The sequence below is a fragment of the Okeania hirsuta genome (assembly GCF_003838195.1).
GTDB lineage: Bacteria > Cyanobacteriota > Cyanobacteriia > Cyanobacteriales > Microcoleaceae > Okeania > Okeania hirsuta.
This window is the reverse complement of record NZ_RCBY01000003.1, coordinates 34,915-60,169: the sequence shown is the minus strand read 5'-3', so window position 1 is coordinate 60,169 and position 25,255 is coordinate 34,915. Positions and strand designations below refer to the sequence as shown.

Annotated in this window: 29 protein-coding genes and 3 pseudogenes; 14 read left to right on the top strand and 18 right to left on the bottom strand. The window is 38.3% G+C overall.

What is annotated here, in order from left to right:
• Nucleotides 1-23 precede the first annotated feature (23 nt).
• Together D5R40_RS42335 and tnpA are read right to left on the bottom strand one after the other, a co-directional pair.
• Nucleotides 24-257 (bottom strand): CmcI family methyltransferase, encoded by a 234-nt coding sequence (locus D5R40_RS42335; RefSeq protein ID WP_205127274.1) that lies wholly within the window; start codon nt 255-257, stop codon nt 24-26.
• 65 nt (nt 258-322) lie between these two features.
• Nucleotides 323-730, bottom strand: a complete 408-nt coding sequence (gene tnpA, locus D5R40_RS01160) for an IS200/IS605 family transposase (protein WP_124143872.1) — start codon at nt 728-730, stop codon at nt 323-325.
• Between the two features lie 44 nt (nt 731-774).
• On the opposite strand from tnpA, the gene D5R40_RS01155 reads away from it, so the two are divergent.
• Both D5R40_RS01155 and D5R40_RS38935 read left to right on the top strand, forming a co-directional pair.
• Nucleotides 775-1,614: an RNA-guided endonuclease InsQ/TnpB family protein gene (locus tag D5R40_RS01155; RefSeq protein ID WP_240038829.1), complete on the top strand. Its 840-nt coding sequence runs from the start codon at nt 775-777 to the stop codon at nt 1,612-1,614.
• Nucleotides 1,580-2,053, top strand: a complete 474-nt coding sequence (locus tag D5R40_RS38935) for an IS200/IS605 family accessory protein TnpB-related protein (RefSeq protein ID WP_240038828.1) — start codon at nt 1,580-1,582, stop codon at nt 2,051-2,053. The genes D5R40_RS01155 and D5R40_RS38935 overlap by 35 nt, the downstream gene beginning before the upstream one ends.
• A gap of 343 nt (nt 2,054-2,396) precedes the next feature.
• Here the strand turns inward: D5R40_RS38935 and D5R40_RS34320 are convergent, their stop codons facing one another.
• Nucleotides 2,397-2,792: a hypothetical protein gene (locus D5R40_RS34320; protein WP_161564387.1), complete on the bottom strand. Its 396-nt coding sequence runs from the start codon at nt 2,790-2,792 to the stop codon at nt 2,397-2,399.
• Nucleotides 2,793-2,892: 100 nt separating this feature from the next.
• Here D5R40_RS34320 and gcvT point away from each other — a divergent pair, with 100 nt between their 5' ends.
• From gcvT to rimK, 4 genes are all read left to right on the top strand, one after another.
• Nucleotides 2,893-4,038 (top strand): glycine cleavage system aminomethyltransferase GcvT, encoded by a 1,146-nt coding sequence (gene gcvT, locus D5R40_RS01145; protein WP_192901068.1) that lies wholly within the window; start codon nt 2,893-2,895, stop codon nt 4,036-4,038.
• 307 nt (nt 4,039-4,345) lie between these two features.
• Nucleotides 4,346-4,822: an ATP-dependent zinc protease family protein gene (locus D5R40_RS01140; protein WP_124143869.1), complete on the top strand. Its 477-nt coding sequence runs from the start codon at nt 4,346-4,348 to the stop codon at nt 4,820-4,822.
• A complete protein-coding gene (locus D5R40_RS43445) occupies nt 4,809-5,066 on the top strand; it encodes a hypothetical protein (RefSeq protein WP_445974443.1) in 258 nt (85 codons plus the stop codon). The genes D5R40_RS01140 and D5R40_RS43445 overlap by 14 nt, the downstream gene beginning before the upstream one ends.
• Entirely contained in the window at nt 5,045-5,788 is a 744-nt protein-coding gene (gene rimK / locus D5R40_RS01135; protein WP_445974442.1) for a 30S ribosomal protein S6--L-glutamate ligase, read from the top strand. The genes D5R40_RS43445 and rimK overlap by 22 nt, the downstream gene beginning before the upstream one ends.
• Nucleotides 5,789-6,308: 520 nt before the next feature.
• On the opposite strand, the gene D5R40_RS01130 is transcribed toward rimK, so the two are convergent.
• The 11 genes from D5R40_RS01130 to D5R40_RS01085 form a co-directional block, all read right to left on the bottom strand.
• Complete coding sequence (locus D5R40_RS01130) at nt 6,309-7,175, bottom strand: NifU family protein (protein WP_124143867.1); 867 nt, start codon at nt 7,173-7,175, stop codon at nt 6,309-6,311.
• 16 nt (nt 7,176-7,191) lie between these two features.
• Nucleotides 7,192-7,416 (bottom strand): hypothetical protein, encoded by a 225-nt coding sequence (locus D5R40_RS01125; RefSeq protein WP_124143866.1) that lies wholly within the window; start codon nt 7,414-7,416, stop codon nt 7,192-7,194.
• 650 nt (nt 7,417-8,066) lie between these two features.
• The gene (locus tag D5R40_RS42330; RefSeq protein WP_124143865.1) at nt 8,067-8,177 is read right to left on the bottom strand and encodes a zinc ribbon domain-containing protein; all 111 of its coding nucleotides are present in this window, start codon (nt 8,175-8,177) and stop codon (nt 8,067-8,069) included.
• Nucleotides 8,170-8,460 carry an asr0689 family protein gene (locus D5R40_RS01115; protein ID WP_124143864.1) on the bottom strand — a complete coding sequence of 97 codons (291 nt, stop codon included), beginning with the start codon at nt 8,458-8,460 and terminating at the stop codon, nt 8,170-8,172. The genes D5R40_RS42330 and D5R40_RS01115 overlap by 8 nt, the downstream gene beginning before the upstream one ends.
• Nucleotides 8,461-8,473: 13 nt before the next feature.
• Nucleotides 8,474-9,466 carry a tetratricopeptide repeat protein gene (locus tag D5R40_RS01110; RefSeq protein ID WP_124154131.1) on the bottom strand — a complete coding sequence of 331 codons (993 nt, stop codon included), beginning with the start codon at nt 9,464-9,466 and terminating at the stop codon, nt 8,474-8,476.
• 135 nt (nt 9,467-9,601) lie between these two features.
• Complete coding sequence (locus D5R40_RS40635; protein WP_282433593.1) at nt 9,602-9,730, bottom strand: hypothetical protein; 129 nt, start codon at nt 9,728-9,730, stop codon at nt 9,602-9,604.
• 890 nt (nt 9,731-10,620) lie between these two features.
• On the bottom strand, nt 10,621-12,267 hold the full coding sequence (hcp, locus tag D5R40_RS01105) for a hydroxylamine reductase (protein ID WP_124143896.1): 1,647 nt from the start codon (nt 12,265-12,267) through the stop codon (nt 10,621-10,623).
• A gap of 516 nt (nt 12,268-12,783) precedes the next feature.
• A complete protein-coding gene (locus tag D5R40_RS01100; RefSeq protein ID WP_124143862.1) occupies nt 12,784-13,110 on the bottom strand; it encodes a hypothetical protein in 327 nt (108 codons plus the stop codon).
• Between the two features lie 290 nt (nt 13,111-13,400).
• Nucleotides 13,401-13,664, bottom strand: a complete 264-nt coding sequence (locus D5R40_RS01095) for a hypothetical protein (RefSeq protein ID WP_124143861.1) — start codon at nt 13,662-13,664, stop codon at nt 13,401-13,403.
• Between the two features lie 273 nt (nt 13,665-13,937).
• A complete protein-coding gene (locus D5R40_RS01090; RefSeq protein ID WP_124143860.1) occupies nt 13,938-14,399 on the bottom strand; it encodes a hydrogenase maturation protease in 462 nt (153 codons plus the stop codon).
• A gap of 580 nt (nt 14,400-14,979) precedes the next feature.
• The gene (locus tag D5R40_RS01085; protein WP_282433594.1) at nt 14,980-15,246 is read right to left on the bottom strand and encodes a helix-turn-helix domain-containing protein; all 267 of its coding nucleotides are present in this window, start codon (nt 15,244-15,246) and stop codon (nt 14,980-14,982) included.
• Here D5R40_RS01085 and D5R40_RS01080 point away from each other — a divergent pair.
• Both D5R40_RS01080 and D5R40_RS01075 read left to right on the top strand, forming a co-directional pair.
• Entirely contained in the window at nt 15,212-16,324 is a 1,113-nt protein-coding gene (locus D5R40_RS01080) for a hypothetical protein (RefSeq protein ID WP_124154130.1), read from the top strand. The two genes, D5R40_RS01085 and D5R40_RS01080, sit on opposite strands and share 35 nt — an antisense overlap.
• A 148-nt stretch (nt 16,325-16,472) precedes the next feature.
• Nucleotides 16,473-16,712, top strand: coding sequence for a hypothetical protein (locus D5R40_RS01075; RefSeq protein ID WP_124143858.1), 240 nt, complete (start codon nt 16,473-16,475; stop codon nt 16,710-16,712).
• Here the strand turns inward: D5R40_RS01075 and D5R40_RS01070 are convergent.
• Both D5R40_RS01070 and D5R40_RS01065 read right to left on the bottom strand, forming a co-directional pair.
• Nucleotides 16,677-16,784: a hypothetical protein gene (locus D5R40_RS01070; protein WP_240038826.1), complete on the bottom strand. Its 108-nt coding sequence runs from the start codon at nt 16,782-16,784 to the stop codon at nt 16,677-16,679. The two genes, D5R40_RS01075 and D5R40_RS01070, sit on opposite strands and share 36 nt — an antisense overlap.
• A 13-nt stretch (nt 16,785-16,797) precedes the next feature.
• A pseudogene (locus tag D5R40_RS01065) lies at nt 16,798-17,111 on the bottom strand (AAA family ATPase); the annotation flags it as partial.
• Between the two features lie 311 nt (nt 17,112-17,422).
• Here D5R40_RS01065 and D5R40_RS01060 point away from each other — a divergent pair.
• The 6 genes and pseudogenes from D5R40_RS01060 to D5R40_RS01035 form a co-directional block, all read left to right on the top strand.
• Nucleotides 17,423-17,698, top strand: coding sequence for a hypothetical protein (locus D5R40_RS01060; protein ID WP_124143857.1), 276 nt, complete (start codon nt 17,423-17,425; stop codon nt 17,696-17,698).
• 107 nt (nt 17,699-17,805) lie between these two features.
• Entirely contained in the window at nt 17,806-18,024 is a 219-nt protein-coding gene (locus D5R40_RS01055) for a hypothetical protein (RefSeq protein ID WP_124143856.1), read from the top strand.
• Nucleotides 18,025-18,332: 308 nt separating this feature from the next.
• Complete coding sequence (locus D5R40_RS01050) at nt 18,333-18,554, top strand: hypothetical protein (RefSeq protein ID WP_240038825.1); 222 nt, start codon at nt 18,333-18,335, stop codon at nt 18,552-18,554.
• A complete protein-coding gene (locus tag D5R40_RS01045) occupies nt 18,551-19,444 on the top strand; it encodes an SUMF1/EgtB/PvdO family nonheme iron enzyme (protein WP_124143855.1) in 894 nt (297 codons plus the stop codon). The genes D5R40_RS01050 and D5R40_RS01045 overlap by 4 nt, the downstream gene beginning before the upstream one ends.
• A gap of 633 nt (nt 19,445-20,077) precedes the next feature.
• Complete coding sequence (locus tag D5R40_RS01040; protein ID WP_124143854.1) at nt 20,078-22,420, top strand: TIGR03032 family protein; 2,343 nt, start codon at nt 20,078-20,080, stop codon at nt 22,418-22,420.
• A 168-nt stretch (nt 22,421-22,588) separates the two neighbouring features.
• A pseudogene (locus D5R40_RS01035) lies at nt 22,589-22,783 on the top strand (IS1634 family transposase); the annotation flags it as partial.
• Nucleotides 22,784-22,799: 16 nt separating this feature from the next.
• Here the strand turns inward: D5R40_RS01035 and D5R40_RS01030 are convergent.
• Both D5R40_RS01030 and D5R40_RS01025 read right to left on the bottom strand, forming a co-directional pair.
• Nucleotides 22,800-24,138 (bottom strand): annotated as a pseudogene (locus tag D5R40_RS01030) (IS701 family transposase).
• Nucleotides 24,139-24,518: 380 nt separating this feature from the next.
• Complete coding sequence (locus D5R40_RS01025; protein WP_161564386.1) at nt 24,519-25,250, bottom strand: tetratricopeptide repeat protein; 732 nt, start codon at nt 25,248-25,250, stop codon at nt 24,519-24,521.
• Nucleotides 25,251-25,255 lie beyond the last annotated feature (5 nt).

Sequence of the window (25,255 nt, the reverse complement as noted above, 5' to 3'; positions counted from 1 at the left end):
CTTATTTCCCAACAACTCTATTATTAAGGATTTTCATCGCTGTGAGTTCTTCGTCTCAGATAACCTTTAGGGTTCCATGTTATGAGAAAAGATTCTCTACCCCTGTCAATTTCAAAATCAGAATTCTCATTTACAAAAGCTTCAATGGCTTCATAAGGACCAGACTTGGGTCCTACAGGCAATCCGTGATGGCATATGCCATCTTCAACTATGAAATAATCTCCGGTCTTTATGAGTGTGGAATAAGTCCTTAACACGGAAAAATTTCGGGAGTTTGGTAGCCCCGTAACTTTAGTTCGGGGCGGAAAAACGAGCGGCGGTTTCAACCGCCGTGATCAGGGTCATTAATGTATTCCAAAATCTTAGCGGTGCTGACCTTCCCCGTAGTGTCATAAAAATAGCTGTGAGTCCATAAACTAGGCAGTTTGCATAGCTGAGGAAACTCCAGTCGCAACAGTCTCGATGACCTACCTTTTAAAGCTTTGACTATTTTATGAATTGCTAGGTCGGACCCATGCTCTACCAATACATGAACGTGGTCTGGCGCTATTTCCAATCCTTTAATTAACCAACCTTTTTCTGTGGCAACTTCCGATAAGATAGCTGCCAATCTTATTTTTACTTGGCCCACTAAAACTTTCTTGCGCCTCTTGGGAATCCAGACTAAATGGACGTGGGCCAAACCTACCGAATGGTTGCCATGTCGGTATATTTTTTGTTGGTTCTTCATGTTGATAGATTGACGCTTATCGACATATTGATGATCATAGAAGCATGAGTAAAAAAACTAAGAAAAAAGTAAAAAATCTAGGATGCCAGCAAGTTTTATTGCATCCAGATCAAGAACTACGGGCCATATTAGAATACTTGTGCGGCGAGGCCAATAAAGTGTTCAATTGTTCTGTTTATTATGCTCGACAAGTTTGGTTTAAAGAAAATAGATTTGTCTCCAAAAGTGAACTTTGCGAGCAGATGAAATGGAACCGACATTTTAACGCAATGTATGCCTCTAGTGCCCAACAAATATGCAATGGTGTTGTTGAATCTTTCAGCAGTTTCAGACAGCTACTAAAGCTGTTTGGTAAAGGTGAATTAGCCAATAAACCCAAGCCGCCTAACTATCGAAAACCTGGTTTATTTACAGTTTCTTATCCTAAAAGATGGTTAAAATTCACGAACGAAGGAATTAGAGTTCCATTAGGACGCAAGGTTAAAGCATGGTTTGGATTAGAGGCATTTTACATTCCGATGGTAAGTAACTTAGATTGGGACTCAATTAAAGAAATTAGGATTCTTCCCCGTCACGGTTGCTTTTATACCGAGTTTGTCTATGAGATGAAAACGCCTGTGGCAGTTAAGTTAGATGCTGGTCAAGCACTTTCCATTGACCACGGTTTAGACAACTGGTTAACTTGTGTAGATACCCAAGGAGATAGCTTTATTATTGATGGGAAACATCTCAAGTCAAAAAATCAGTGGTACAATAAGCAAATTGCCACAATTAAAGAAAATCAACCCCAAGGATTTTGGTCTCAAAGATTAGCTCGCATGACTGAGAAACGTAATCGACAGATGCGGGATGCTGTTAACACTCGCAGCGCGATTAGTTATTAATCACTGTCTTAAGCATGGAATTGGTACAGTGGTTTTTGGTTGGAATAAAGGTCAAAAACAATCAATTGAATTAGGAGCTAAAACTAATCAAAAGTTTGTACAAATTCCTACTGCCAGACTCAAAGAAAGAATAGAACAACTTGGCAATTTATATGGGGTGCAATTTGTAGAAACAGAGGAATCTTATACCTCGCAAGCATCGTTTTTAGATGATGATTTTCTCCCAATCTATGGTGAAAAACCCGATAACTGGGAACCCTCTGGAAAACGTATTAAACGAGGTTTATATCAATCTGCTGCGGGTTATTTAATTAATGCTGACTGCAACGGTGCAGCAAATATTCTCAGAAAAGTATCTGGAAAGCTTGGTCTTGACTTGAGCCAACTAAGTAGAGGCGCTTTGACAACGCCTTTAAGAGTTCATTTCTGGACGAATTAAGAATCTGCGCGTCTTTAGACCGCAGAGTGTCAAAATTATTGTCCTGCCTATTTACATACTTCCGATGTTGCGCTTACACGACTACACGGGACTCCTTAACCTGGGAAATCCCGACTGCTGGTTTGAGGTGAGGTGAGGTGGTATTCTCCCCCTGTATTTTTTTATGATCATAAAAAAATACCTCCTGCTTGTCAAGGGAAGCAGAACATTTTATTTTAGGAGGTGAAAAGTCCTCTTGATTCTCAGAATTTCAGTCTTATGGTTAAATCAAATACTAATGCTAAAGACTAGAACTACCATCAATCGAACGCAAAGCAAAATATAATAATGACATTGCTGATAATCACGGTATTCCTCTAAATAATTTCAATAAACAATAATAACCATAATAACTATGGCACAAACATTCAATCCGGCACAGGTCATTGCCGTTCAAGAAGACCTTGTTACCATTAAAAGGACATCCACTCATGCAAGACCTCTGATCAAAAATGAAGTGGTTTATATCTGTCCGCAACGACAAACGGAAGGTCGTGCCGAATCCAGGGGCAGCAACGACTGTAACCGCAGCATCAGCCTCCGCTACAGCTACACCAGCGCAGGCTGTACCATGATTACTATTTATTTCATACATACTATTTCGATGAGCACCATAACCTTGATCTGTATATAGTCTTCTTCCCCTAAAGTAGCCCCATCCGGCAAACTTACCTGGTGAATTGAAATCAGGATGATCCATGACTATTGACTCTTCCCTCCTGACTCATGACTCATAACCTCTGTAAATAACCACAATATCCTAAAATCAATAAAGTTTATTCTAAATTAGGGACATACCAGTGGCCAAATCAACAGAATCTAATACACAACCTCTCTCCCGCACCCCTTTATATGACCTATGCAGCGAACTCAAGGCCAGAATGGTAGAATTTTCTGGGTGGGAAATGCCAGTACAATACACTAGCATCAGCACTGAACATGAGGCAGTACGCACAAAAGCAGGAATGTTCGATATTTCCCACATGGGCAAGTTTATCGCTCAAGGTCACGATCTAATTAAGAAAATCCAATATTTAGTACCTTCCGACTTAAGCAGTTTAGAACCTGGTAGAGCGCAATATACTGTCTTATTAAACTCTGAGGGAGGCATTATTGATGACTTTATTTTCTATCGTCAAAGTGATGACCCCCTTACCAACGAAGCACGGGGTTTTATGATTGTGAATGCTGCCACTAAAGCTAATGATAAAGCATGGATATTAAGTCATTTAGAAGCTAGTGGTGTTAAATTTCAAGATGTCTCTGAGGAAAAAGTGTTATTAGCTGTACAAGGTCCGGAAGCAGAATCTTATGTGCAACAATTTGTCAAGGAAAATTTGGCAGCAATTGGATTTTTCGGACATTCAGATATTACTGTATTGGAGCAACCTGGTTTTATTGCTAGAACTGGTTACACTGGGGAAGATGGGTTTGAAATTATGGTAGATTCCTCCGTGGGTGTGGAGTTATGGCGCAGTTTGTTGAGTGCTGGCGTTACTCCCTGCGGTTTGGGAGCAAGAGATACTCTACGTTTAGAAGCAGCAATGGCACTTTACGGTCAAGATATTGATACTGAGACTACTCCTCTGGAAGCGGGTTTAAGTTGGTTAGTTCATCTGGATAAAAAGGGTGAATTTATTGGTCGTCAAGTATTGGAAACACAAAAAGCAGAAGGAGTCTCAAAACGTTTGGTGGGTTTGGAAATGCTCGATCGCTCTATTGCTCGTCATGGTTATCCTGTTTTGAGTGATGGCAAAGTGGTAGGGGAAGTTACCAGCGGTACTAAGTCTCCAAGTTTAGGAAAGGCGATCGCTCTAGCTTATTTACCTAAAAAATTAGCTAAGGTAGGTCAAAAATTGGAGGTAGAAGTTAGGGGTAAAAATTATGCAGCTATTGTTGTTAAGCGACCCTTTTATAAAAGTCAAAAGTCAAAAGTTAAAAGTTAAAAGTAGTGGGAGCATCTTGCTCCCTAAATTTTTGGGTACTGTAGTGTAGATAGTGTGTAGGGTGCGTTAGGCGCAACCGTGTAAATGTGGTTGTACCTCAAAACTTAAAATTGCGCCGTAACGCACCATTTTAAAAGTCAAAAATCAAAAGTTAAAAGCTGGAAATGGGGGAAAATTTACAACCTTCTTACTTACAGTAGATTCGGTGATTAATGTGGTACAACTAACAAGGTAAATATTTTTTGCTTATTCCCTATCTTGCTCCCCATCTTCCCTACTCCCTACTCCCTACTCCCTAAAACTAAAAATGAAACATCAAGAATTACCAATTATTGGCTGGCGGGAATGGATAGCATTACCCGAAATTGGCATTACTAAAATCAAGGCAAAAATCGATACTGGCGCTCGTACCTCTAGTTTACACGCTTTTGATATTGAGACTTTTGAAATTGATGGTAAACCAAGAGTAAAATTTAAAATTAATCCCCAACAACGAGATACGAATCAAACAGTAATTGCTGAAGCAGAATTAATAGATGAACGTAATGTTCGTAGTTCTAGCGGGCAAGCAGAATTACGCCCTGTGATTCTGACAGAAGTAAATTTAATGCAAAAAAAATGGCAAGTTGAGTTAACATTAACTAATCGGGAATTAATGGGATTTAGAATGTTATTGGGACGACAAGCTGTGCGGGGAATTTTCTTAATTAACCCAGGCAAATCTTATTTAGATAAAAAGGCAAAAATTAGTCAAAAAAAGGACAAAAAAAATGTTGGAAAATAATAAAATGAAAATCGCTATTTTATCAACTGAACCAAGTCTTTATTCAACTAGAAAATTGGTAGAAGCAGGGGAAAAACAAGGTCACGAAGTGCAAGTTATTGATTACTTGCGCTGTTATATGAATATTACTTCGATGAAGCCTCAAGTTATTTATAAAGGTGAACCTTTGGAAGGACTTGATGCTATAATTCCTCGCATCAAGTTATTTATAAAGGTGAACCTTTGGAAGGACTTGATGCTATAATTCCTCGCATTGGTGCTTCTAAAACATTTTATGGTACCGCTGTAGTTAGACAGTTTGAAATGATGGGAGTTTTTACCCCAAATCCTTCTCAAGCCATTTCTCGGTCTCGCGATAAATTACATTGTTTGCAATTATTAGCTAGAGATGGAATTGGATTGCCTGTAACTGGGTTTGCTAATTCTACTAAAGATATTGATGGTTTAATTAATACCGTGGGAGGTGCTCCTTTGGTCATTAAATTATTAGAAGGAACTCAAGGAATCGGAGTAGTTTTAACCGAAACTTATCAAGCGGCTAAGTCAGTTATTGAAGCTTTTCGTGGCTTGGATGCTAATATTTTAGTTCAAGAATTTATTAAAGAAGCAGGTGGTGCAGACTTGCGATGTTTTGTAGTAGGAGATAAAGTAATAGCATCTATGAAAAGACAGGGAGCTGAGGGTGAGTTTCGCTCCAACTTGCACCGGGGTGGTAAAGCAGAAAAAATTAAATTAACTCCTGAAGAACGTTCAACTGCTACCCGTTCAGCTAAAGCAATGGGGTTGAGAGTTGCTGGGGTAGATTTATTACGCTCTAATCATGGCCCTGTGGTGATGGAGGTGAATTCTTCTCCCGGTTTAGAAGGAATAGAAGCAGCTACAGGAGTAGATGTTTCTGGCAAGATAATTGAGTTTTTAGAGAAGAATGCAGAAAAAGGTCAAGTGCGCGATCGCATTGAAGATTGACAAGTTGTAGTTATATTATGTCCGGATAATTAGCGACCGTAAAGTTATTAGGTGGTAGGTTTCAACAATTAATAATTAATAATTAATAATTAATAATTAGGGTTTGCTGAAAAAGTCTTTTGGCAGGGGTAGGAGTCAGAGTAGATATTCACCCTTAGGTTTACACAAACGATACCAACGGACTCGATCTCCCCATCTCCCCATCTCCTCACACTCCCCATCTCTCCATCTCCCCACCCACTACCCGCTTTTAAAATTAGATAACCAACTTTTAACTACTCTAGAAAATACTTTAGCTAGTCCAGAGCAGATCGCAAGTCGGTTAACTAATATCAGTGATTCTTCTCTCATCTAATTGCTAGATCAAGTGGTTTTCTAGGAGACATAATCTATAAAAATAGGGCACATAAATATTATTGTGCCCCAGCATTTCCTAAAATAATTGTAGGGACGCTCCTTGGAATGTCCTTACATTCTTTTTCACAGATATCTAATTTCAAAACTTGAAACTTTTCTCTACCTAAAACTTAATCAAAATTCGACCGCTTCTTATAGTTACCGGATACTGTTGCAAGGTCATTTCTGGAGCAGTCAAACATTGTCCGGTTGCTAAGTTATATTTAAAGTTATGAAATGGGCAAGTGAGAATACCTTCTATTACTTCTCCTTCATCTAAAGGTTTGGCTAAATGACTACAACTATTACGATAGGCAATAACATCATTACCCACACGAGTCAAAATTAATTTCAACCCATCCATATCAACAGCTAAAATACCACCTTTCGGTATCTGGTCAATATTTGCTAAAGCAACCCAACCTGTTTCCTCTTGTGCAGCAAAGGGACTGGCAATAGTATTGCTTGTTTTTCCACTAACTGGAGTATTGACCGAAACCACATTTTTGATTTCCGGACAGTGGGTTTTAATTGCCTGCTCGACTCCATCTTTCATGGTTAAGGTTGAAGCAGGACAATTACTACAGTTTCCCACTAATTTTACTTCCACGGTATCCGGTAGTTTTATGGCAAGTAATTCCACATTGCCATTATGACTTTGCAAACCTGGACGCACTCTATCTAATGCCTGTTGAACCCTGATTTCTAGAGAAGGCGTAGGTGGTTTAATCAATTCGTGGTAGCGCAGTAGACTATAAACTACTTCATCTTGCACTGCCTGACGCAATGCTGGCATAGATTCCTGTTTAACACTACGAATTAATCGGGTTAAAGCTTCTTTGTGTAATGCTTCTATGGCATTTTTCAACCCTTCAACCACTACTTTTTGATTTTCATCCCAATGAGCGATCACCTGCTCAAAATGATTAATATCAGATACTAGAGATTCTAGACTCACAGACTCTTGCAAGGGAAGTTTGGCTTGAGTCATTTTTATTATTTTCTTCCTATTGCAACTTCAAATCTTTCAGCAAAAATGGCATAGAGATTCCAGTTGCCAAACTAGAAATAATAATTGGAAACAATAGTGTTGTTCCCATTTGTGCCATTACTATTAGTAATAGAGCACCAAAAGAAGTACCTATGGCTACTTGTTTGAAAAAATAAAATGGATTTCGTAGTAGTTTTCCTTTGAATAATAATTTGGTACTAAACCAACCGACTTCTAGCATAATTGTTTATCCTTTTTTCAACTGTTAGTTATTGTAGGGTTGCACGAATATATTCATTTATGTTCATTGCATGGTTTGAAGTTTGTAACAAATACTCAAACATTTAGGTAGTGATGCATTGTAATGGTGGTCTATTTTAATTATTTTGGTCAAGGACAAAAGCAGTGGAAGCATCTTGCTTCCTTGCTCGTATCTTGCTCCCATGAAGCACCATTGTTCATCCCCATCTACCATTACACAAGTAGGACTACCTGATTGTCAAACCTGTCGTTGCCAACCACTAAAATCTTTTCAAAGATTTACAAATATGATGCAGCAGATTTGATATACGAATCCATCAGCGAGGGAGACGCTCAACATCTGTGCATCTTACCTAAATCAATGTCTTGCTGCTTCATAAAACCGATATAAAACGTCTCTCTTGGTGCGCGTTCCCTCTCTTGGTCAGCATTCCCTCTCTTGGTCGGCATTCCCTTGCGTCTGATGCCGACGCGGGTTCCGACCGCAAGCGAGCTGGCATCGTCGCGGGGTCTGACCACTTGCGTCTTGCGCCGACGCGGGGTCGCACCGCATAATTAGTGACATTTTAATGTTTACTTCCTGCTTTCCTACGGAATGCTATGCAAACAACTGAGACCGTTGGCGGTTACTCATACACAGGCATTGACGGTCAAGCGGACCGCATTTTTTAAATTAATACTCGCATTCAGATCGCGGTCTATAGATATCCCACACTCAGGGCAGTCAAAGCTCCTAAACAAATTTTAAAATTGCCAAGCCAACAATAACTGCCGGAATCACACCAGCAGGGCCAAACAATCCACCAATCATGGCAGCTAGACTATAACCTAAATCTTTTCCTGCCAACCATATTCCACCAATAGCACCAGCAATAATCGAAATTCCGCTAGCAACTCCTAGCCAGAATATGGCTGTTAGTATTGTAATCTCTCCAGTAACTAAGTTACTGATAAAAATTTGAAAGCTGGGTATAGCTTCCAAGTTTGTAATCAGAGTATTGACAACGGTAATTAGACCGCTCATTTTGTTTATTCTCCTATCTAGTAGTAACTGCTGAGTCAAAATCAAAAAGTGATAGTTCGCTTTCTACTGCTGCTAATGCTTCGGAAACTATTGTTGCTCTTTCTACTTGGCTATACTGACAAAAAATTGCTTGAGCTTCTTCATAGAGCATTTTTGCCTGGAGTAGATTTTGCTGATTTCCTGTTTCTGGATGTTTTGGATTATCTGGTAAGTTGTATAGCAGGTTGGCTTTATTAGAGATAGTGGCTGCATACTCTAATGGTGTATCTTTTGCTGTACGGACTTTCAAGGCTTCATTGTATGCAGTCAATGCCCGCAAATTATTGTCTATCGGATGCAGACTGGGGAGGTATTGTAAGGCATTGGCCAGATTGTTCTGCAACATCGCGTATTCGTTGGGATGTTCGATGAGGTTAACTACCTTTAATGCTTCCTCAAATGATTGTACTGCCATTGCTTGTCGCATACCCTCTCTTTCTGGAGATAGGGTCATCGAGAGATAAGCGATCGCGATGTTATTCTGCAATATGGCATATTCTTGTGGGTGTTTATCTGCGGTAAATATTAGTAACCCCCGCTGATATGCTTCTATTACCTGTTTCATTGTTGCCAAGTTAAAACTAACTAATGCTTGTAATACCAAGCCTAAATTCATTTCTGCTTCTGCAACTTCTTCAGGTATTCCTTCTTCCCTTAATATTTCTAGGGCAGTTTCATAAGCTTCTCTTGCCTCTAGCAATAGATCGGGTCCTTCTCCTGGCATAGCTCTTAAGGCTGTTGCCATTCCTACCAATGCTCTTGCTTGCAGCAGAGGATAATCGTTGCTGGATAATTCTATCGCTTGTTGATATAGGCCAATAGCATTATCCAGTTGTTTAGGGTCTTTTGGTTTTTGTTGCAACCCATTTGCCATTTCTATCAGCATCTGAATTTTTTCTGAAACATTTGCTGATTCAGATTCAATGGCATTCAGTGCTGCTCTAACGGAGGTATCACTGAATGCCATTGAATCTGAATTTTTTCTGAAACATTTGCTGATTCAGATTCAATGGCATTCAGTGCTGCTCTAACGGAGGTATCACTGAATGCCATTGAATCTGAATTTTTTCTGAAACATTTGCTGATTCAGATTCAATGGCATTCAGTGCTGCTCTAACGGAGGTATCACTGAATGCCATTGAATCTGAATTTTTTCTGAAACATTTGCTGATTCAGATTCAATGGCATTCAGTGCTGCTCTAACGGAGGTATCACTAATAGTTTGAAGCACAATTTTTAATAAATTAGTATTTTTAACAAAAATATGTTGTTTTTTTTATGATTATCCAAGTTTAACTTTCAAGTTATTTTTATTTTATCAATATTCTTAATTCCCCTCTTATTGTTTATACTCTTTTTATATTTTTGCCGAATTTGAGTAATATTATCGATCGCATACTACGCTAAATCCGGCGTTCGACATAACCAATATTGATGAAGGTAAAGAAGAAGGCAGAGGGATTAGAGAGGAAGCAGAGCAGACTAATTTTTTGATGAAAACGATACTTTAAATACCATTTACTACTAAAAAAAACTGTTATCTTGGTTACTTATAGCAATGTGCGCTGGCATATTTACAAATGACAAGAGGTGTCCAATAGCTAAAAGCCTTATATTATCAGTTTTTTATTCCCCCTTCCGGAGCTGTTGCCTTCCGGAGCTGTTGCCTGCGCACAGCGCTATATTTAGATGAAAATAAAATTGGTATTAATAACCGTAGGTTGGGTAGAACGAAGTGTTAGCGGAGCTTATCCGTTAGGATAAACCCAACCTACATTTTTAGGTGTCTCGGTCCACTACCAATAGCTAACTCCTGACTCCTGATCTCTGACTCCTGATCTTAATACAGATATTCTATTAGACATCTCCAGAAAAGAGGCAACAGGCAACAGCCCCGGAAAGCAACAGGGAACCCACCCCGATCCCCTCCTGGGAGGGGAATAATTGATAATTTATGGATAAGAATTGATTTTATTTCTGATTTTTACCAGATGTCTATTTGAATACAAATTTAAAAATTCATGCTATTCAAATCCTTTCTTTACTTCTAACTACTAAATCCTGAATTCTGACTCCTGAGTTCTGACTCCTGACTCCTTAGCTATACGATAAACATCCCAGTCAACCTAAACAAGCAGCTAAATCTTCATCCGGAGTAGCGATCGCCTGTAAATTATACTTTTGGCTTAACAACTGGAACACATTGGGCGAAATAAACGCTGGTAAAGTTGGCCCCAACCGAATATCCTGAATTCCCAAATATAACAAAGTCAACAATACAGCTACCGCCTTCTGCTCATACCAAGACAAAATCATCGACAACGGCAACTCGTTCACACCCATATTAAACGCTTTTGCCAAACCTACAGCAATTTGAATAGCTGAATAAGCATCATTACATTGACCAACATCCATCAACCGAGGAATTTCCCCAATCATACCCATTTCTCGATCGAAAAAGCGGAACTTACCACAAGCAAGGGTCAAAACCACACAATCTTCTGGAACCTTTTCCACAAACTCCGTATAATAATTGCGGTCAGGTTTTGCTCCATCGCAACCACCTACTAAAAAGAAATGACGAATTTTTCCTTGCTTGACCGCCTCTACTACAGTATCAGCAACATTCAACACTGTATTCCGAGCAAAACCAACCATTACCTGTTTTGGTTCTCCATCTTCAGTAAACCCAGGCATCGACAACGCCTTTTGAATTACAGAAGTAAAATCAGGCATACCATCTGTTGTCGCATCTAAATGAGTCATTCCGGGATATCCCACCGGACCAATACTAAACAACTTATCCTCATAATTTTCATGGGGAGGCATCAAACAATTAGTTGTCACAATAACTGGGCCAGGGAATTTAGCAAAATCCTTAGTTTGATTCTGCCAAGCGGTGCCATAATGACCGTAGAAGTGAGAATATTGTTGCTTCAAAAGCGGATAACCGTGGGCAGGTAAAAGTTCTCCATGAGTGTAGACGGTAATGCCAGTATTCGCAGTTTGTTTTAAGATTTCTGCGAGTTGTCTAATATCATGACCGGAAACTAAAATTGCTTTTCCTGTCCGGGGGTTCAACGGTACGGTAGTGGGAACAGGATGACCATAGGTTTTGGTATGACCTGCATCTAAAAGTTCCATTGTTTTGAGATTAATTTCTCCCACTTTCAATGCTAGGTTTACCCAGTCATTAAGGGTAAGGTCTTGGTTATCCAAGGCAACTAATGCTTCGGCGATGAAGTCATAATTTTTTTCATCTTCTTCTCCCAACTCCTGAGCGTGGAAATTGTAAGAGGCAACTCCTTTGATGCCATAAATAACGGTGAGTTTGAGAGAGAAGATATCAACATTACTGCCAGACTGAGTAATAAATTTCAGGGAAGCATTTTCGCCTTGGAGAGATAAGCTTTCTGTATAGTCTGGTTGGTAGTTAGCTAAAGCAGACCATTGAATAGATGTATTAGTTTCTTGAATTTTGGTTTTCAGGTTTTCCCGGTGAGCGATCGCCTGCTTGATATATTCAGCAAAACTTTTTTTGTTAAAGTTAACATTTGTCATTGTGGCAAATATTGACTCACAGATGAAAACGTCTATTTCTCTAGTGGGAATATTTAATTCTTTTGCTCGGAGTCTGACTTCTGCCAACCCACGCAAGCAGTAAACCAATAAATCTTGTATGGCGTTGATTTCTGGACTTTTGCCACAAGCTCCCCATTGATGACATCCTTGGCCACTGGCAGTTTGTTCGCATTGTTCGCAAAACATAGACATAATTTTTTTCTCCTATTTGGTGTTCTTTACTGTAGTTTCGTTTCGGTGCGTTACGCTACCGCTAACACACCCTACTGGACTACTGGACTGACACACTTTAAATGTTGCATTAGATGGGAGATGGGGGGATGGGGGATGAGGGGATCAAGACACCTAGAAACAAAAATCTATTGCACAGTTTTAGCTGTGTCAGTCTACTACTGACTAGCTGTATTGACTAGCTATAAACTATTATATTTCTTCAAAGGACTTAATTTCATTAAAACTTAATATTTCTATATACAACAAAATCAAGTTCGATGGATGTATTTTAATAGTAAAAAAATCAGAATAAATAACCGATTTCAACTATTAATATTCCCCAAGATATCGAACTTGATTTAGTATTTTACAGCAGTTTCCGAAGCTATGATGTACAGTTTTTTTATTCTTTTCTGTTCCCTGTTCCCTGTTCCCTGTTCCCTTAAACCTAAAATTTTGTACCTCATAACAACGGGAAACGCTGTATATTCAAACTTTTGCTGTTGCAGACATTTGTGAATTACGCTCAAAGCTAATCATATTAGCAATAGATTCTGGTAATTCCTGCAAATCATCTGTATCTTGAGAACCACTTAAAGGAGAGACAAAAGTATAACAAGGGTCACATTCACCCGTATCATAAACCTGAAGAATCCAATAATCAGGATATCCTTCTATTGCTACTTCCACAATATACCAATTAGGCTCTTGTTTCGTATTTCTAATAGTAAACCATTCTTGTTCTGTCTGGGGAATTTCCCAATCATTCCCCAAAAAATCAATGGCTAATTTTTCTGCTTCTGTCTGAGAAAACATAACATTAACTATCTACATGATCTTTATCAAAATAATATGGGTCGCGCAACCCCGCTTTTTAAGGCGAAATATTTTTGGAGCGAAGCTCAAATTCCCTACTTCCCCTCCTGGATCCCCTCCTGGGAGGGGCGGGGGTGGGTTGGGTTAGGGGGTGGGTTAACTTTTGACTTCATTAACCCTTATGGGTTTAATACCCCACCGTCACCAGGGGTGCAAATGCGGTTGGTGGGGTGAGAATACCCATCAACTCCATTCTCCTGACTCTTGACTCCTGAGGACTGACTCCTTCTTCAATGGGCAGGTGTTGTAGCAGCTTCAGGGTCAGGATATAATCCTAATTGTTTAGCTAATTCACGAGCAAGATGGAATAAAAATTTAGCACCATCTTGATTACCATGATGAATTTGTGCTTGACCAACTTGCATTAAAACTGACACAAAACCAGCATCAACTAATTCAATATTTTCATCTAAAACATCAGGTTCTTTTCCATTAGGACATTTCACTAATTTATCAATTAATTCATAATATTGTTCTGTTCTTTGTTCGTTCATGATAATTTCCTTGTGTTAAAGTAGTGGTCAGCAATTAGCCATCAGCTATCAGCTTTTTCTTTGGCTTTACTTGACTTTCAGAAAAACTGATAGATGGCTAAATTTAAGGAAGAAGAAATAAGCTAAAAAGACAAATTTTCCACTCCTAATTCTCAATTTCCAGTAATTGATAACTAAGTAAATAAGAACAATATTTGTATATTTACTACTCAGTTATATTTCCTGTTCTCTGTTCCCTCATGCCAAAATTTTAAATTAATTTTGCACGGGTACTTAATCAATTAAAGTTGATATAAGTTCTTGAAAAACCTTCTCAGCAGAATGCTGAACTACAGAAGAAAGTTCTAGACCAAAATCCAAATTTTCAGCTTCTATTAAATAGACAATTACATCTTGAGGAAAATCCTCTCGAAATATTTTTCGACCCACCGCCAAAGCATTATCCCAACGAAAATCATGCAAACTATAACTAGGTTCTGGCAGTGCTTCCAACTCCGAACTAGGAACTTTAAATATTGCACCTGGTTCAGAACCTGTAGCACTAGCATCCAGAATAATTAATTGCTGAGTTCCCCGTGCCTGAAACATCACTTCCATTCCCGCAGTACCGCAGTCATAAACCCGGACATTCGGATGAGGATGTTCAGTCAAATATTGCTGCAAGCGTTGAGCAATAATTACTCCTACCCCATCATCACTACGGTTAAGATTACCGCAACCAATAATTGTCAACATTATTTATTTGTTAGTAAGCATTTCCTCCGGAATGCTGCGCAAACAGCCGTCAGCACTTCCCTACGGGATGCTACGCAAACAGCCATCAGCTATTGCTTTGAGTTTGAGATCAAAGCTTGACTAATTGTCAGAATTTATACTTACTATAAAAACTGGCTGAAACAGTCTATATTCATTAAAGCCTCCTCATGAGAGCTGATAGCTGACCGCTGAGCGCTGACTGCTATTTCAAGTGGGGTATTAGATGTGCTGAAAAGTAGATTTTATCTAGATTTATTAACTTTACGTCCTCAACACTAACCCATTTTTTAAACTGTTTTTGTAATCTGGTAACATATATTTGAAGTCAGAATTGGTAGGGGCGTTAGCGGCAGCTCTGCGTCAGTAAATGGCCATTCGCCCGTACAGAAGTCAGAAGTTAATTTATTGCTGTGACTGAAGCAGGAAAATTTGAGAATATTCACGATCGCTCTGTCTACTGAATATATTGGGAAGCAAGCTATAGCATTAAATTGTTAAAAATATAATAATTATAAGAAAAACTTTAGATTTCGAATATATTTATCGCTCAATACTCAAGCTAACTTTTGCAGTGTTTTGCTAAAGTCTCTGAAGGCAACTCCCCAAACATGGCTTTGTAATCTCTAGTAAAATGACTCGGACAGTAGAACCCAAATTCATTAGCAAGGAAGACGATGGAACAATTTTCTGGTTCGCTTGCTTTCAGGCGTTGTCGCACTGCATTAAGTCGTCGTATCTTGAGATAGCGCATCGGACTCACGCCAAATAAGTCTTTAAAACCAGGGGAAAAGTTGCAACAGATCCCCGAAAATTCTCCAGACTTCAAAGAGGCACTTGTTAAAGTCTTACCCAAGTTGGTTGAAAAATTGCCCAAGATTCCCGAGGATCTTCCTGAATTTGAAGAATTATTTAGCGATGCTTTCCCCGAGGCAGCAGAACAATTGAAGCTCGAACCCAATACTTTATACCTTGGGGAGAAAGAGTTCCCCAATATTGGGTATATCGTAGTAATGCGACTCTATGTCCCCGATAAGGGAACAAACCTGCTGGGGGATACGGAATTACCCGAGGCGAAAATTATCAGGGAAAATGGTAGGGTCATTGAGGGCGATGCACTCTGCAGAAACAAATACTCCAAGTTCAAAGGCAGTATGGGTAGTGTTTATCCAAGTCCAGCATTCGATCCAGTTGCTTATAAAGCAGAGCGCGATCGCACGGAGTGGTACAACCAAGACAGACCTGATACTTGGCCTGCCCAAGATCCTCCCTACATCATCCGCGAGTGGACTGCAAAGTATAATTTCTGTGCTAACTTTGAGCAAGGCCCCGATAACGCAGATCAGTGCCCTCAACCTACAGATCCGAATGTTGGTTCCGGCGGATTTATCAATTCGACAACGGTTTATCTGACGACGTGGATGGATCGCAATTTTGGGGAAATCTTGGTCTTGCGAGGCAAAAAACCTAAGACTCCCAAGACCTATTTTGGTAATAAAATCTTCAATCGCACGAGGGATGCTGAAATGCGCTATTTTTCTTGGTCTACAGACGAGCCTCTGTCTCGATCACGAGTTATTGATAGCGTCTTTGACGAAGAGATTCCAGTGGATGAAAACGGTTATTACACCGTAGTTGTCAGTCGGCCATCCTATCGTCCGAAGAATGCAAATTATGAATGTGGTTATGCCTGGTTAGAGTTTCCAGCCGCCGGTGATGGGTTTGGGGATATGTACCTAGGCGAGCTCCGGAACCGTTGGCAAATGCAGATGAATGAGTTTGAATACGCACCCCAAAATACCAAAATCCCTGGTGACGAACCGGAGGTTATGGGTGAGTATTTCCCCCAGGGTACATATTATAAGACTCCTGAACAGTTTGACAATGATTTTCCGTGTAAGTCATAACCAGTTCCATTACCTGTTAACTAGCGCGATCCTCTATCGCAATTGCTTGAACTAGCTTTGAGGGTGGGTATTGCCCACTCTCTTTACCAAGACAACATACTTTACAAAAACCGATCTTCAAACAATTTAGTTTTAGGACTTAAAAAGTATGACACAAACAACACAAAAGCTACAAAGTGCAGAAGTTGATTTTGCAACGGTTGCAAATGTCGTTGATTTAGATGTTCTAGTTAAAAATACTCATGAGGGAAAAGGGGTATTTGCAGCTCGAAATTTTCAGAAAGCAGAAGTTGTTGTGATTGGCAAACCTGTTAAGTTTGTTCCTGAAAGAACATGGTTGCAGGACTGCCACTTATTTTTTCCTTTGATCGATCGGTTTAGAAGTTAAAACTAAGTGTAAACGAGCATGAATCAAACTTAACTCCGCCAAACCTAAATCTAGACTGCCATCCAAAACCACCCCAGTATTAATGATAATGATGTTTCAGTTCATCCTCAACTTTTAATACGGTATGGATATAATTATCCACAACTTTTTTCCTAGTATATCCAGATTGATTACCTATTAAATCTGAGGTTTTAAATTCGTCATCCCCAAACATTAAAACAATGGGTTGACGACGTAGATGAGCAAGGTGTAATGCAAGGGTTGTTTTGCCTACTCCTGCGGGACCCCGTAAATGAACTGAATAGCCAGATTTTAAATAACGCAAAGCACGTTGAGCTACACGTTCAACACCGGGGGTGCTGACAAATTGTTGGGTGAGACATTAAGTACAGTAGTCATTTTCAGTTATCAGTTATAACAGGGAATAGAGAATAGGGAATAGGGAATAGTTATGAGATATAGGTTGGGTTGAGCGTTAGCGTTTCGCTGCGCGACATGAAAAGCGCAGCTTATCCGGAGGATAAACCCAACAAAATGTTAGTGGTGTTGGGTTTCATTCTTCAACCCAACCTACGTCTTCTAACAAAACCCCTATAATACCAACAATCAAGGATGAAAAACAACAAGTAATTATCAATTATCCATTATCAATTATCAATTATTTAGACGTAGTCTATAAAAATACTAAAGGATTAATCTATATTCAAGATTTGTACTCTAAAGGCAAAGCAAGTAATCTCTATACCCTAGATATAGAATCAGGAAAAACAGTCTTAATTGGTTCTATAGGTATGCATATAGTTGATATTGCTTTTTGTGTAAATATACTCTATGGTATTCGGTGGCGTGACCAAAAAACAACAGATTTAGTCAGAATAAATCCCACTACTGCCAAAACTACAATTATTGGTAAATTAGGTAATAGTAAAGTAGCTAGTTTAGCTTTTTCTAAACATAGAAAAACTCTCTATGCAATGGGCTATTAAATATTATTAATAGTAAATGTAAAGACTGGTGCAAGAAGAGTTATTAGGTCTGATAAATCTTATTCTCCTTATCTTGGTTACGTTGGTGGGACAAAGATGGTAATTTGTTGTTAACAGGAGCAGAAAGGGCAGAACTAGAAAAAGCTCGTGCTGAACAAGCTGAACAACAGGCTCAACAGGAACGTCAACGAGCTGAACAAGCTGAACAAGCACGAATAAATGCTGTTTCTCAACTATTAGCAACAGGAATGGATGTGGCACAAGTTGCACAAATTCTTAATTTCGCTGTTGAGGAAGTGAGAGAAATTTCTGACAGTTATAGCTGAAGTCAGAAACCAGAAGTCAGAAGTTAAGTTCTTTAGTTTAATAATCAGAACTTGGGCGATCGCTCTATTTTGAGGGTGAGTTGCCACCAAGTTAAATTTTCCTGTACCTAGAAATTATCCTGAAAATTAGAGTAATATAGAATCCTGCTGAAAAGTTGTCATTGTGATGATAGGAAGCAATCTCGCACAACCCCTGAGATTGCTTCCTTCCACGGAGTAACCGTCGCAATGACTTGGAATAACAAATCATCCGGATTTAATATGATGTCCTGGAATGGAATAGCAGTTAAATTTACCAAGAATTATATATGGCCACCAGATTAATTGAATTAGAAGATGGTATTTTAGTTGAGGCAGAAGTCCCAGACAATGAAGCCAAACCTATTTCTACTAATCTTATTAAAGAAGTTAAGTCTAGTTTTGCTAAAGTTAAACCTATATTAATTAGTATTAGTCGTCCTATTGCTGAAGCTTGGCAAGAAATTAATAAAGATATGGAAATTGAACAAGCTGAAAAAGTCAGAGAATGAGTAATTTAGAAGAATTTATTGTTTTAATTACCAGTGCTAGTGACAACTCTTTCAAAGCAGATGTTATTGGCACTGGATTTGCTTTTTATCGAGAGGATAATTATACTTATTTGCTAACCTGCGCTCATGTTATTGAGGATGTGGGTGGTGAGGAAAATGTTTTGGTTAATAATATTCCAGCAAAAGTTTTAGCAATAGGAGATATTACGGGTTTTGATTTAGCAGTGTTGGGAGTTGAAAAGCTGAATGTGCCACTTTTCCATTTAATAAGTTTATCTGAAGCAAAAAATCGAAACTTTCGGACAGCAGGTCATTATCTCTATGGTGAAGAGAAAAAAATCTTGCTGGAAACTGTTGATGGAACTTTTGGGAAAAAGCGTTTCGTTCGTCAAAATGATGAAAGAGTGGCAGTTTGGAATTTGTTAGTTGATGAAGGCGATCGCCTCCGTAGAGGTTATAGTGGCGCACCTGTTGTTGACTGGGGAACTGGTCATGTGTTGGGTATAGCTACCAATATGAAGAAAGATGGAGCGGAGGGGTTAGCTATTTCTATAGAAGCTTTGAAGAAAATTTGGCCTCAAATGCCTCCTGCTATTTCTTATTTTTACCAAGAAAAATTTGATGTGATAACGGTAAATAACAAAGGTGAAGAAATTGAGCGTCGTTCCAATGAAGCAGTATTTTTTACTGAAGATTTGGGTAATGGTATGGTGTTGGAAATGGTGGCTATTCCTGGTGGTACTTTTCTTATGGGTTCGCCGAAAAATGAAGTCGGAATATATGGCGAAAGTCCTCAACATAAAGTTACTCTGCAACCTTTTTATATAAGTAAATACCCTGTTACTCAAAACCAATATCAAGCCATTATGTTTGAAAATCCCTCTCACTAAATAGAAAACTGTTCCGGAACATATTTTGAAGTTGAGACAGCTATAGCTAATCTGCGATAGTAACCTGTTGCGATAAATAACCAAAAATAGAAAACTGTTCCGGAACATATTTTGAAGTTGAGACAGCTATAGCTAATCTGCGATAGTAACCTGTTGCGATAAATAACCAAAAATAGAAAACTGTTCCGGAACATATTTTGAAGTTGAGACAGCTATAGCTAATCTGCGATAGTAACCTGTTGCGATAAATAACCAAAAATAGAAAACTGTTCCGGAACACATTTTGAAATTGAACCAACTATAGTGGATGAGCTATAGTACCCTGTTCCAACAGAGATATTGCTTTGAATTTCAGCACAAATAAAGGAAGAAGTAATAAACAAATCGAGAAAAAAAGGAAAAACAATCGAAATTGGTATTATTAGGATTGGAGAAGTTATTTTTAGATATAATTTGCAGCCTTTTTTTGTAGCATTATTTTTTCACGCTTGGTATTAAGTGTTCTAGAAATTAAAAATCACCAAATTTTATATAGGAATTCGTCTGGAGTTTGGTAATAGTCCGGATTCAGAGTTATTTTTATTGTTTAATATAGTTATACCTATTTTGACCCTAACTTTAGATCACCTGACAATGAATAATCAAACTAATGCTCCTGTTAATACCGACAATTATTTATTAAGAAGCGTACACACAAATAACTTCCCCAAAATTTTAGACCAGTTAGGCATTTCTTTAGTTGTCTCCACTTATCAAGCAGGTAAATTAATCGTATTGCGTGCCGATAATGGGGTAATTAATACTCATTTTCGCACCTTTAATAAACCCATGGGATTAGCAGCAACTCACGAAAAAATTGCCTTGGGAACTGCTTATCAAATTTGGGATTTTCGCAACGTTCCAGCAGTAGGAGAAAAATTAGAACCTGCTGGTAAACATGATGCTTGTTATTTACCTAGAAATATTCATGTGACTGGGGATATTGATGTTCACGAAATGGCTTGGGTAAAGGATGAATTATGGTTTATTAATACTCGTTTTTCTTGTCTCTGTACTCTTGGTCATCCTAATAGTTTTGTACCTAGATGGAGACCTCCTTTTATTAGTGGATATGACTTAACAGACCGCTGTCATTTGAATGGATTATGTTTAAAAAATGACCTACCAAAATATGCTACAGCTTTAGGAGAAACTGATATTGCTGCTGGTTGGAGAAATAATAAAGCTAATGGTGGGATATTAATGGATATAGAAACAAATGAAATATTGATGCGGGGTTTATCTATGCCTCATTCTCCTAGATGGTATCAGGAACAATTATGGTTATTAGAATCAGGAAATGGGAGTTTGGCAAAAGTTAATTTAAACGAGAGAAAATTAGAAACTATTGCTAAGTTGCCTGGGTTTACTCGTGGTATAGATTTTTGGGGAAATTTAGCATTTATTGGTTTATCACAAGTTAGAGAAACTGCTGTTTTTACTGGGATGCCAATTACTCAACTTCAGGAAAGAATATGTGGGGTATGGGTAGTAAATATTTTAACTGGAGAAACTATTGCTTTTTTAAGATTTGAAGAAGGAGTTCAAGAAATATTTTCTGTGGCAGTTTTGCCGAATATTCGCTTTCCTGAAATTATTGAATGGGATGAAAATTTACTTGCTAGTTCTTATGTTTTACCGGATGAAGCTTTAGCAGAAACAGTACAACCAGCTTCAGAAATAGCCAAATCGGAAACTCATTTAATCAAAGGAAATCAGTTCTATCAAGAAGGTAAATTAGTAGAAGCGATCGCTGAGTATCAAGAATGTTTGAAGTTACAACCGGATTTGACGAGAGCTAAATATAATTTGGGGGTAGCTTTAGGAGATAATCAACAGTATGAAGCAGCAATTAATGTTTTACAACAGGTAATTAGGACAGAGCCAGATAATGCGGATGCTCATAACAGTCTTGCTTATGCTTATAGTCAAAAAGGTGAATTAGCAGCAGCAATTAAACATTATGAAGAGGCAATTAATCTTAATGGTAGTTTTGCCAAAGCTCATTTTAATTTAGGCATGACATTGTTGAAAAATGGAGATTTTAAACGGGGATTTGCTGAATGTGAATGGCGTTGGAAAACTTCAGAATTTACTCCCTTTCAATGTCCTCATCCCCGATGGAAAGGGGAAGATATTATGGATAAAACTTTGCTAATTCATACCGAACAAGGAGTAGGAGATGCTATTCAATTTATTCGCTATATTCCTCTAGTGGCAAAACGCTGTCAACAGATTATTTTAGTATGTACGCCAGAGTTAATTCCTATTTTTAAAAGTGTTCCAGGAATTGATAAATTAATGCCACCAGGAGAACTAAAATTATCAGAATTTGATGTTTATGTACCCTTGATGAGTTTACCTTATATTTTTGACACAACTTTAGAAACAATTCCTGTTGAAATTCCTTATTTAAGATACCCCAATACTAACTCTATTAACCTTCCCGACGCGCTATATAAAGTAGGTATTGTTTGGGCAGGGAGTCCTACTCATAAAAATGACCATAATCGTTCCTGTAAATTAACTGACTTTTTACCAATTTTGCAAGTACCTGGAGTAAAATTTCATAGTCTGCAAAAAGGAGAAAGAACTCAAGAATTAACTAAAATATCTGCCAATATTCAGATAGAAGATATGAGTTCTCAGTTAAATAATTATGCTGATACAGCAGCAGTAATAGATCGACTAGATTTGGTAATTACTGTTGATACTTCTGTGGCACATTTAGCAGGAGCATTAGGTAAACCTGTATGGACTTTATTATGTTTTAATGCTGATTGGCGTTGGTTACAGGAAGGAGAAAATACTCCTTGGTATCCAACAATGAAATTATTCCGTCAGTCTCAGTCAAGGGAGTGGCAAGAAGTAGTTGAACAGGTACAAGTAGAGTTATGGGAAATTATGGGAAAAAAAATGATTATAAGTGTGAAGTAGAACCTTAAATTAAGAGATGGGGAGATGGGGAGATGGGGAGATGGGGAGATGGGAGCATTTTTCTACCTGCTTGGTGCGCTACTAGGTGCGCCGTGCGACATCGCGGGACTGCATCCCCTTTTTCCCCTATTCTCGTTCTTGAATTTCCGAAACTTGTGAGGACTGAGGACCCCTGGATATTCAAGAGATAAACGACCCGATTTAAAGCAATTTATCATGGATTTAATTTGCGCAAACGATGGAGATGTACCATTGTGGATGAGAATTGGGTCGGGAAATGAATCTGACCAAAAACAGTTTGTACTAGCCATGAAAGAGTTTAAAAATCAGTTAAATTTTGACAGTTTAATGGTGGCAGATAGCGGGACTTTAGCAAATTTCAAACCCAAACAAACCCCAACCTCTCTTTATGAGCGGTAAATACGTCGATGTTTTCATCTAACCACTTGATAAAACGGTAAGATATCGCTGTATGAAATGCTTCTAAAGTATCAGTAAAGGTCTCTAAAGTTTTGTTAGCCCAACGCCTTCTTATGCCTCCTGTTAACTGATGCCAGATAATAAATGTATAAGCACAAAATACTAAAGTAAAATGCCTTTTCAAGCTTCTTTGATCTCTGACTTGATATTCTCTTAGCCCTAGCCATCCTTTGGCTTCTAATCACGAAAACTTCCACCCAATTTCTCTGAGAGTAAGTAGAAAATATCCAATCTGAAGTTACACATTTGTGTTCTATATTAGTAATATAATAGTTAATATTAGTGGCATCAGAAAAACTTTTGACATTCATAACGATAGCTATAGTTTTTTGACCTGACATCCGAGACAGTTCTACTTTTAATGTGGCCACCAAAACTTCTGTAGTATGATTTGTACTTAGTTGAACTAAGTGAAAAGCTTTTTGAGGTATACTTTATGCTAGCTTGTCTAATCTAATTTCTTCTTTAATGTTATCCTGTTTTTTGATGATTACTTTTCTATTTTTAGCTAATCCTCCTATATAAGTTAAATTTCTTTTCTCTAGTTGATTTAAGAATGATGTATTGTTATAATAGCCTCCATCAATTAACACAATTTCTGGTTGGTTTCCTCTAGACAAAAATTGATCTACTAGAGACATTGCTAAGTCTGGTTTCTTGACAAATTCTGGGTCTTTTTTCCCTTTGGAAAAGAATCAGCTTTCTGATACAAAGCTATGTCTAAAGGTAGACTTTTAACTCCATCATAAAGATGAGTTGTCACCACGACTATACTATTATCTGTTTTTCCTATTTCTCCTATATATTGTCGCCCTACTCCTGCAGTTAAATTACCACTTCTTGCTCCGTCTTTACGCCGAGGTTTCCTCGGCGCAGGCGGTGCGCTTTTTCTGTGGCCTGAATCGTCTATAATTAAAGCAAATGAACGAGAAGGTTTTGTTTGGCGACATTCCCACATCACTTGAAGACGACGCTCCCATACCAGCATCTACTGACCAGTTGGCTCGAACTAGGAAATGTCGTAATTTGTGGTATGACAGACCTATCGTGTTGTTTGATATCTGAGACAAGTTTTTTCTCTGGCTTTCTCCTAATAATCCTCCTATATAGTTTCTAAACCCTGTTTTTTGAGCTTTTGTCTTAAATACATTGTTAAAGTGATTTGCTTACGCAACGCTACCGCGAACGCACCATCCATGGAAACAAGAGGGCATGGCCACTGAAGTTGTTTCTTTCATTGGACTTTCCCCAGGGAGTAATTAACGTAAAAGACTTGTCAGGTATATATTATCACCTTTTTTTTACCTTTTTTTCACTAAAGTCCCGGCTTCTTACCCTATACTATAAGTCTAAATACTTACTCAAGTTTCCCTCTCTTTATGTACTACATTTTGTCGTGGGGAATGTGGGTTTTAGATTTAATCAGCAAGCCCTAAATATAAATACTGAGAAGTCTGACATTTTTGACTCTGTCAGAACTTCAAAATAAGATGCGTTTACCCTGGTCTAAACTCCAGCTTAGAACTGCCAAGGGTTCCAGGGGTCAAATTCGGTATAGACGATCATCCCCCAAGCGATAGCACTTGTAATGGGTGAAAAAACTAATAGCCAGCGCACATCAAACAGATTCAGAAAATCGAATATCATTATCCTCTCCTTGTTCTTGAGTAATTTTTTGTAACTGGTGTAAAACAACTGCTCGATTCCGTTGGGCACCTGCATAATTATGACTAATTGCCAACGCGCGATCAAACGAACTTAACGATTCCTGATAACGTTTCAGGTTAAATAAAACGTCTCCTTTGTTATTCCAAGCTAAAGCAGCTCCTCGTATTCCCCAACGACCATCCCCCTTAAGGGCTAATTCACAAGAGACAAGAGCTTGATTATATTCCCCTAAACGACTTAATACACCACACCGATTAGCTAATCCAAGGGAATATTCTGGATTAATTAACAGTGAATGATCGTAAGCCATAAGAGCTGCCTTATCACGTCCTCGAACAAACAATTTTTGCCCTAAATTATTCCAAGCCACAAAATCAAATGAATGGGCAATCACTGCACAATAATTGTCTTCAATTTCTGTCAGATCGGATGATTCCAAACAATCGCTTCTTAGAGTATTAACAAAATCAAACCGATCTTCTATAAATGACTCTTTTAATTGAGACAAATTTTCTTCAGATAGGCGAGAAATAACTACCTCTGAATTTAAGTCATTTGAGAAGAAGTGATGAAAGACTTGAGCATTAATAACTTGAGCATTGATGGCTTGAACGTGTGAAGTGAAAAATAACCATAAACTTACTGTGAGTGGCACTATCCATGTTCCTGCAATAGTTCTCATCAGAA

Coding starts and splice junctions, on each gene's coding strand:
- D5R40_RS01095 (WP_124143861.1), bottom strand. CDS start 13,664: ATGAACGAACAAAGAACAGAACAATATTATGAATTAATTGATAAATTA.
- D5R40_RS01090 (WP_124143860.1), bottom strand. CDS start 14,399: ATGTTGACAATTATTGGTTGCGGTAATCTTAACCGTAGTGATGATGGG.
- D5R40_RS01110 (WP_124154131.1), bottom strand. CDS start 9,466: ATGGCATTCAGTGATACCTCCGTTAGAGCAGCACTGAATGCCATTGAA.
- D5R40_RS01050 (WP_240038825.1), top strand. CDS start 18,333: ATGGCCACCAGATTAATTGAATTAGAAGATGGTATTTTAGTTGAGGCA.
- D5R40_RS01100 (WP_124143862.1), bottom strand. CDS start 13,110: ATGTTTTCTCAGACAGAAGCAGAAAAATTAGCCATTGATTTTTTGGGG.
- D5R40_RS43445 (WP_445974443.1), top strand. CDS start 4,809: ATGTTGGAAAATAATAAAATGAAAATCGCTATTTTATCAACTGAACCA.
- D5R40_RS01155 (WP_240038829.1), top strand. CDS start 775: ATGAGTAAAAAAACTAAGAAAAAAGTAAAAAATCTAGGATGCCAGCAA.
- tnpA (WP_124143872.1), bottom strand. CDS start 730: ATGAAGAACCAACAAAAAATATACCGACATGGCAACCATTCGGTAGGT.
- D5R40_RS01040 (WP_124143854.1), top strand. CDS start 20,078: ATGAATAATCAAACTAATGCTCCTGTTAATACCGACAATTATTTATTA.
- D5R40_RS01075 (WP_124143858.1), top strand. CDS start 16,473: ATGACACAAACAACACAAAAGCTACAAAGTGCAGAAGTTGATTTTGCA.
- D5R40_RS38935 (WP_240038828.1), top strand. CDS start 1,580: ATGCTGTTAACACTCGCAGCGCGATTAGTTATTAATCACTGTCTTAAG.
- D5R40_RS01025 (WP_161564386.1), bottom strand. CDS start 25,250: ATGAGAACTATTGCAGGAACATGGATAGTGCCACTCACAGTAAGTTTA.
- D5R40_RS01115 (WP_124143864.1), bottom strand. CDS start 8,460: ATGAGCGGTCTAATTACCGTTGTCAATACTCTGATTACAAACTTGGAA.
- hcp (WP_124143896.1), bottom strand. CDS start 12,267: ATGTTTTGCGAACAATGCGAACAAACTGCCAGTGGCCAAGGATGTCAT.
- D5R40_RS01130 (WP_124143867.1), bottom strand. CDS start 7,175: ATGACTCAAGCCAAACTTCCCTTGCAAGAGTCTGTGAGTCTAGAATCT.
- D5R40_RS34320 (WP_161564387.1), bottom strand. CDS start 2,792: ATGGATCATCCTGATTTCAATTCACCAGGTAAGTTTGCCGGATGGGGC.
- D5R40_RS01045 (WP_124143855.1), top strand. CDS start 18,551: ATGAGTAATTTAGAAGAATTTATTGTTTTAATTACCAGTGCTAGTGAC.
- D5R40_RS01125 (WP_124143866.1), bottom strand. CDS start 7,416: ATGCTAGAAGTCGGTTGGTTTAGTACCAAATTATTATTCAAAGGAAAA.
- D5R40_RS01140 (WP_124143869.1), top strand. CDS start 4,346: ATGAAACATCAAGAATTACCAATTATTGGCTGGCGGGAATGGATAGCA.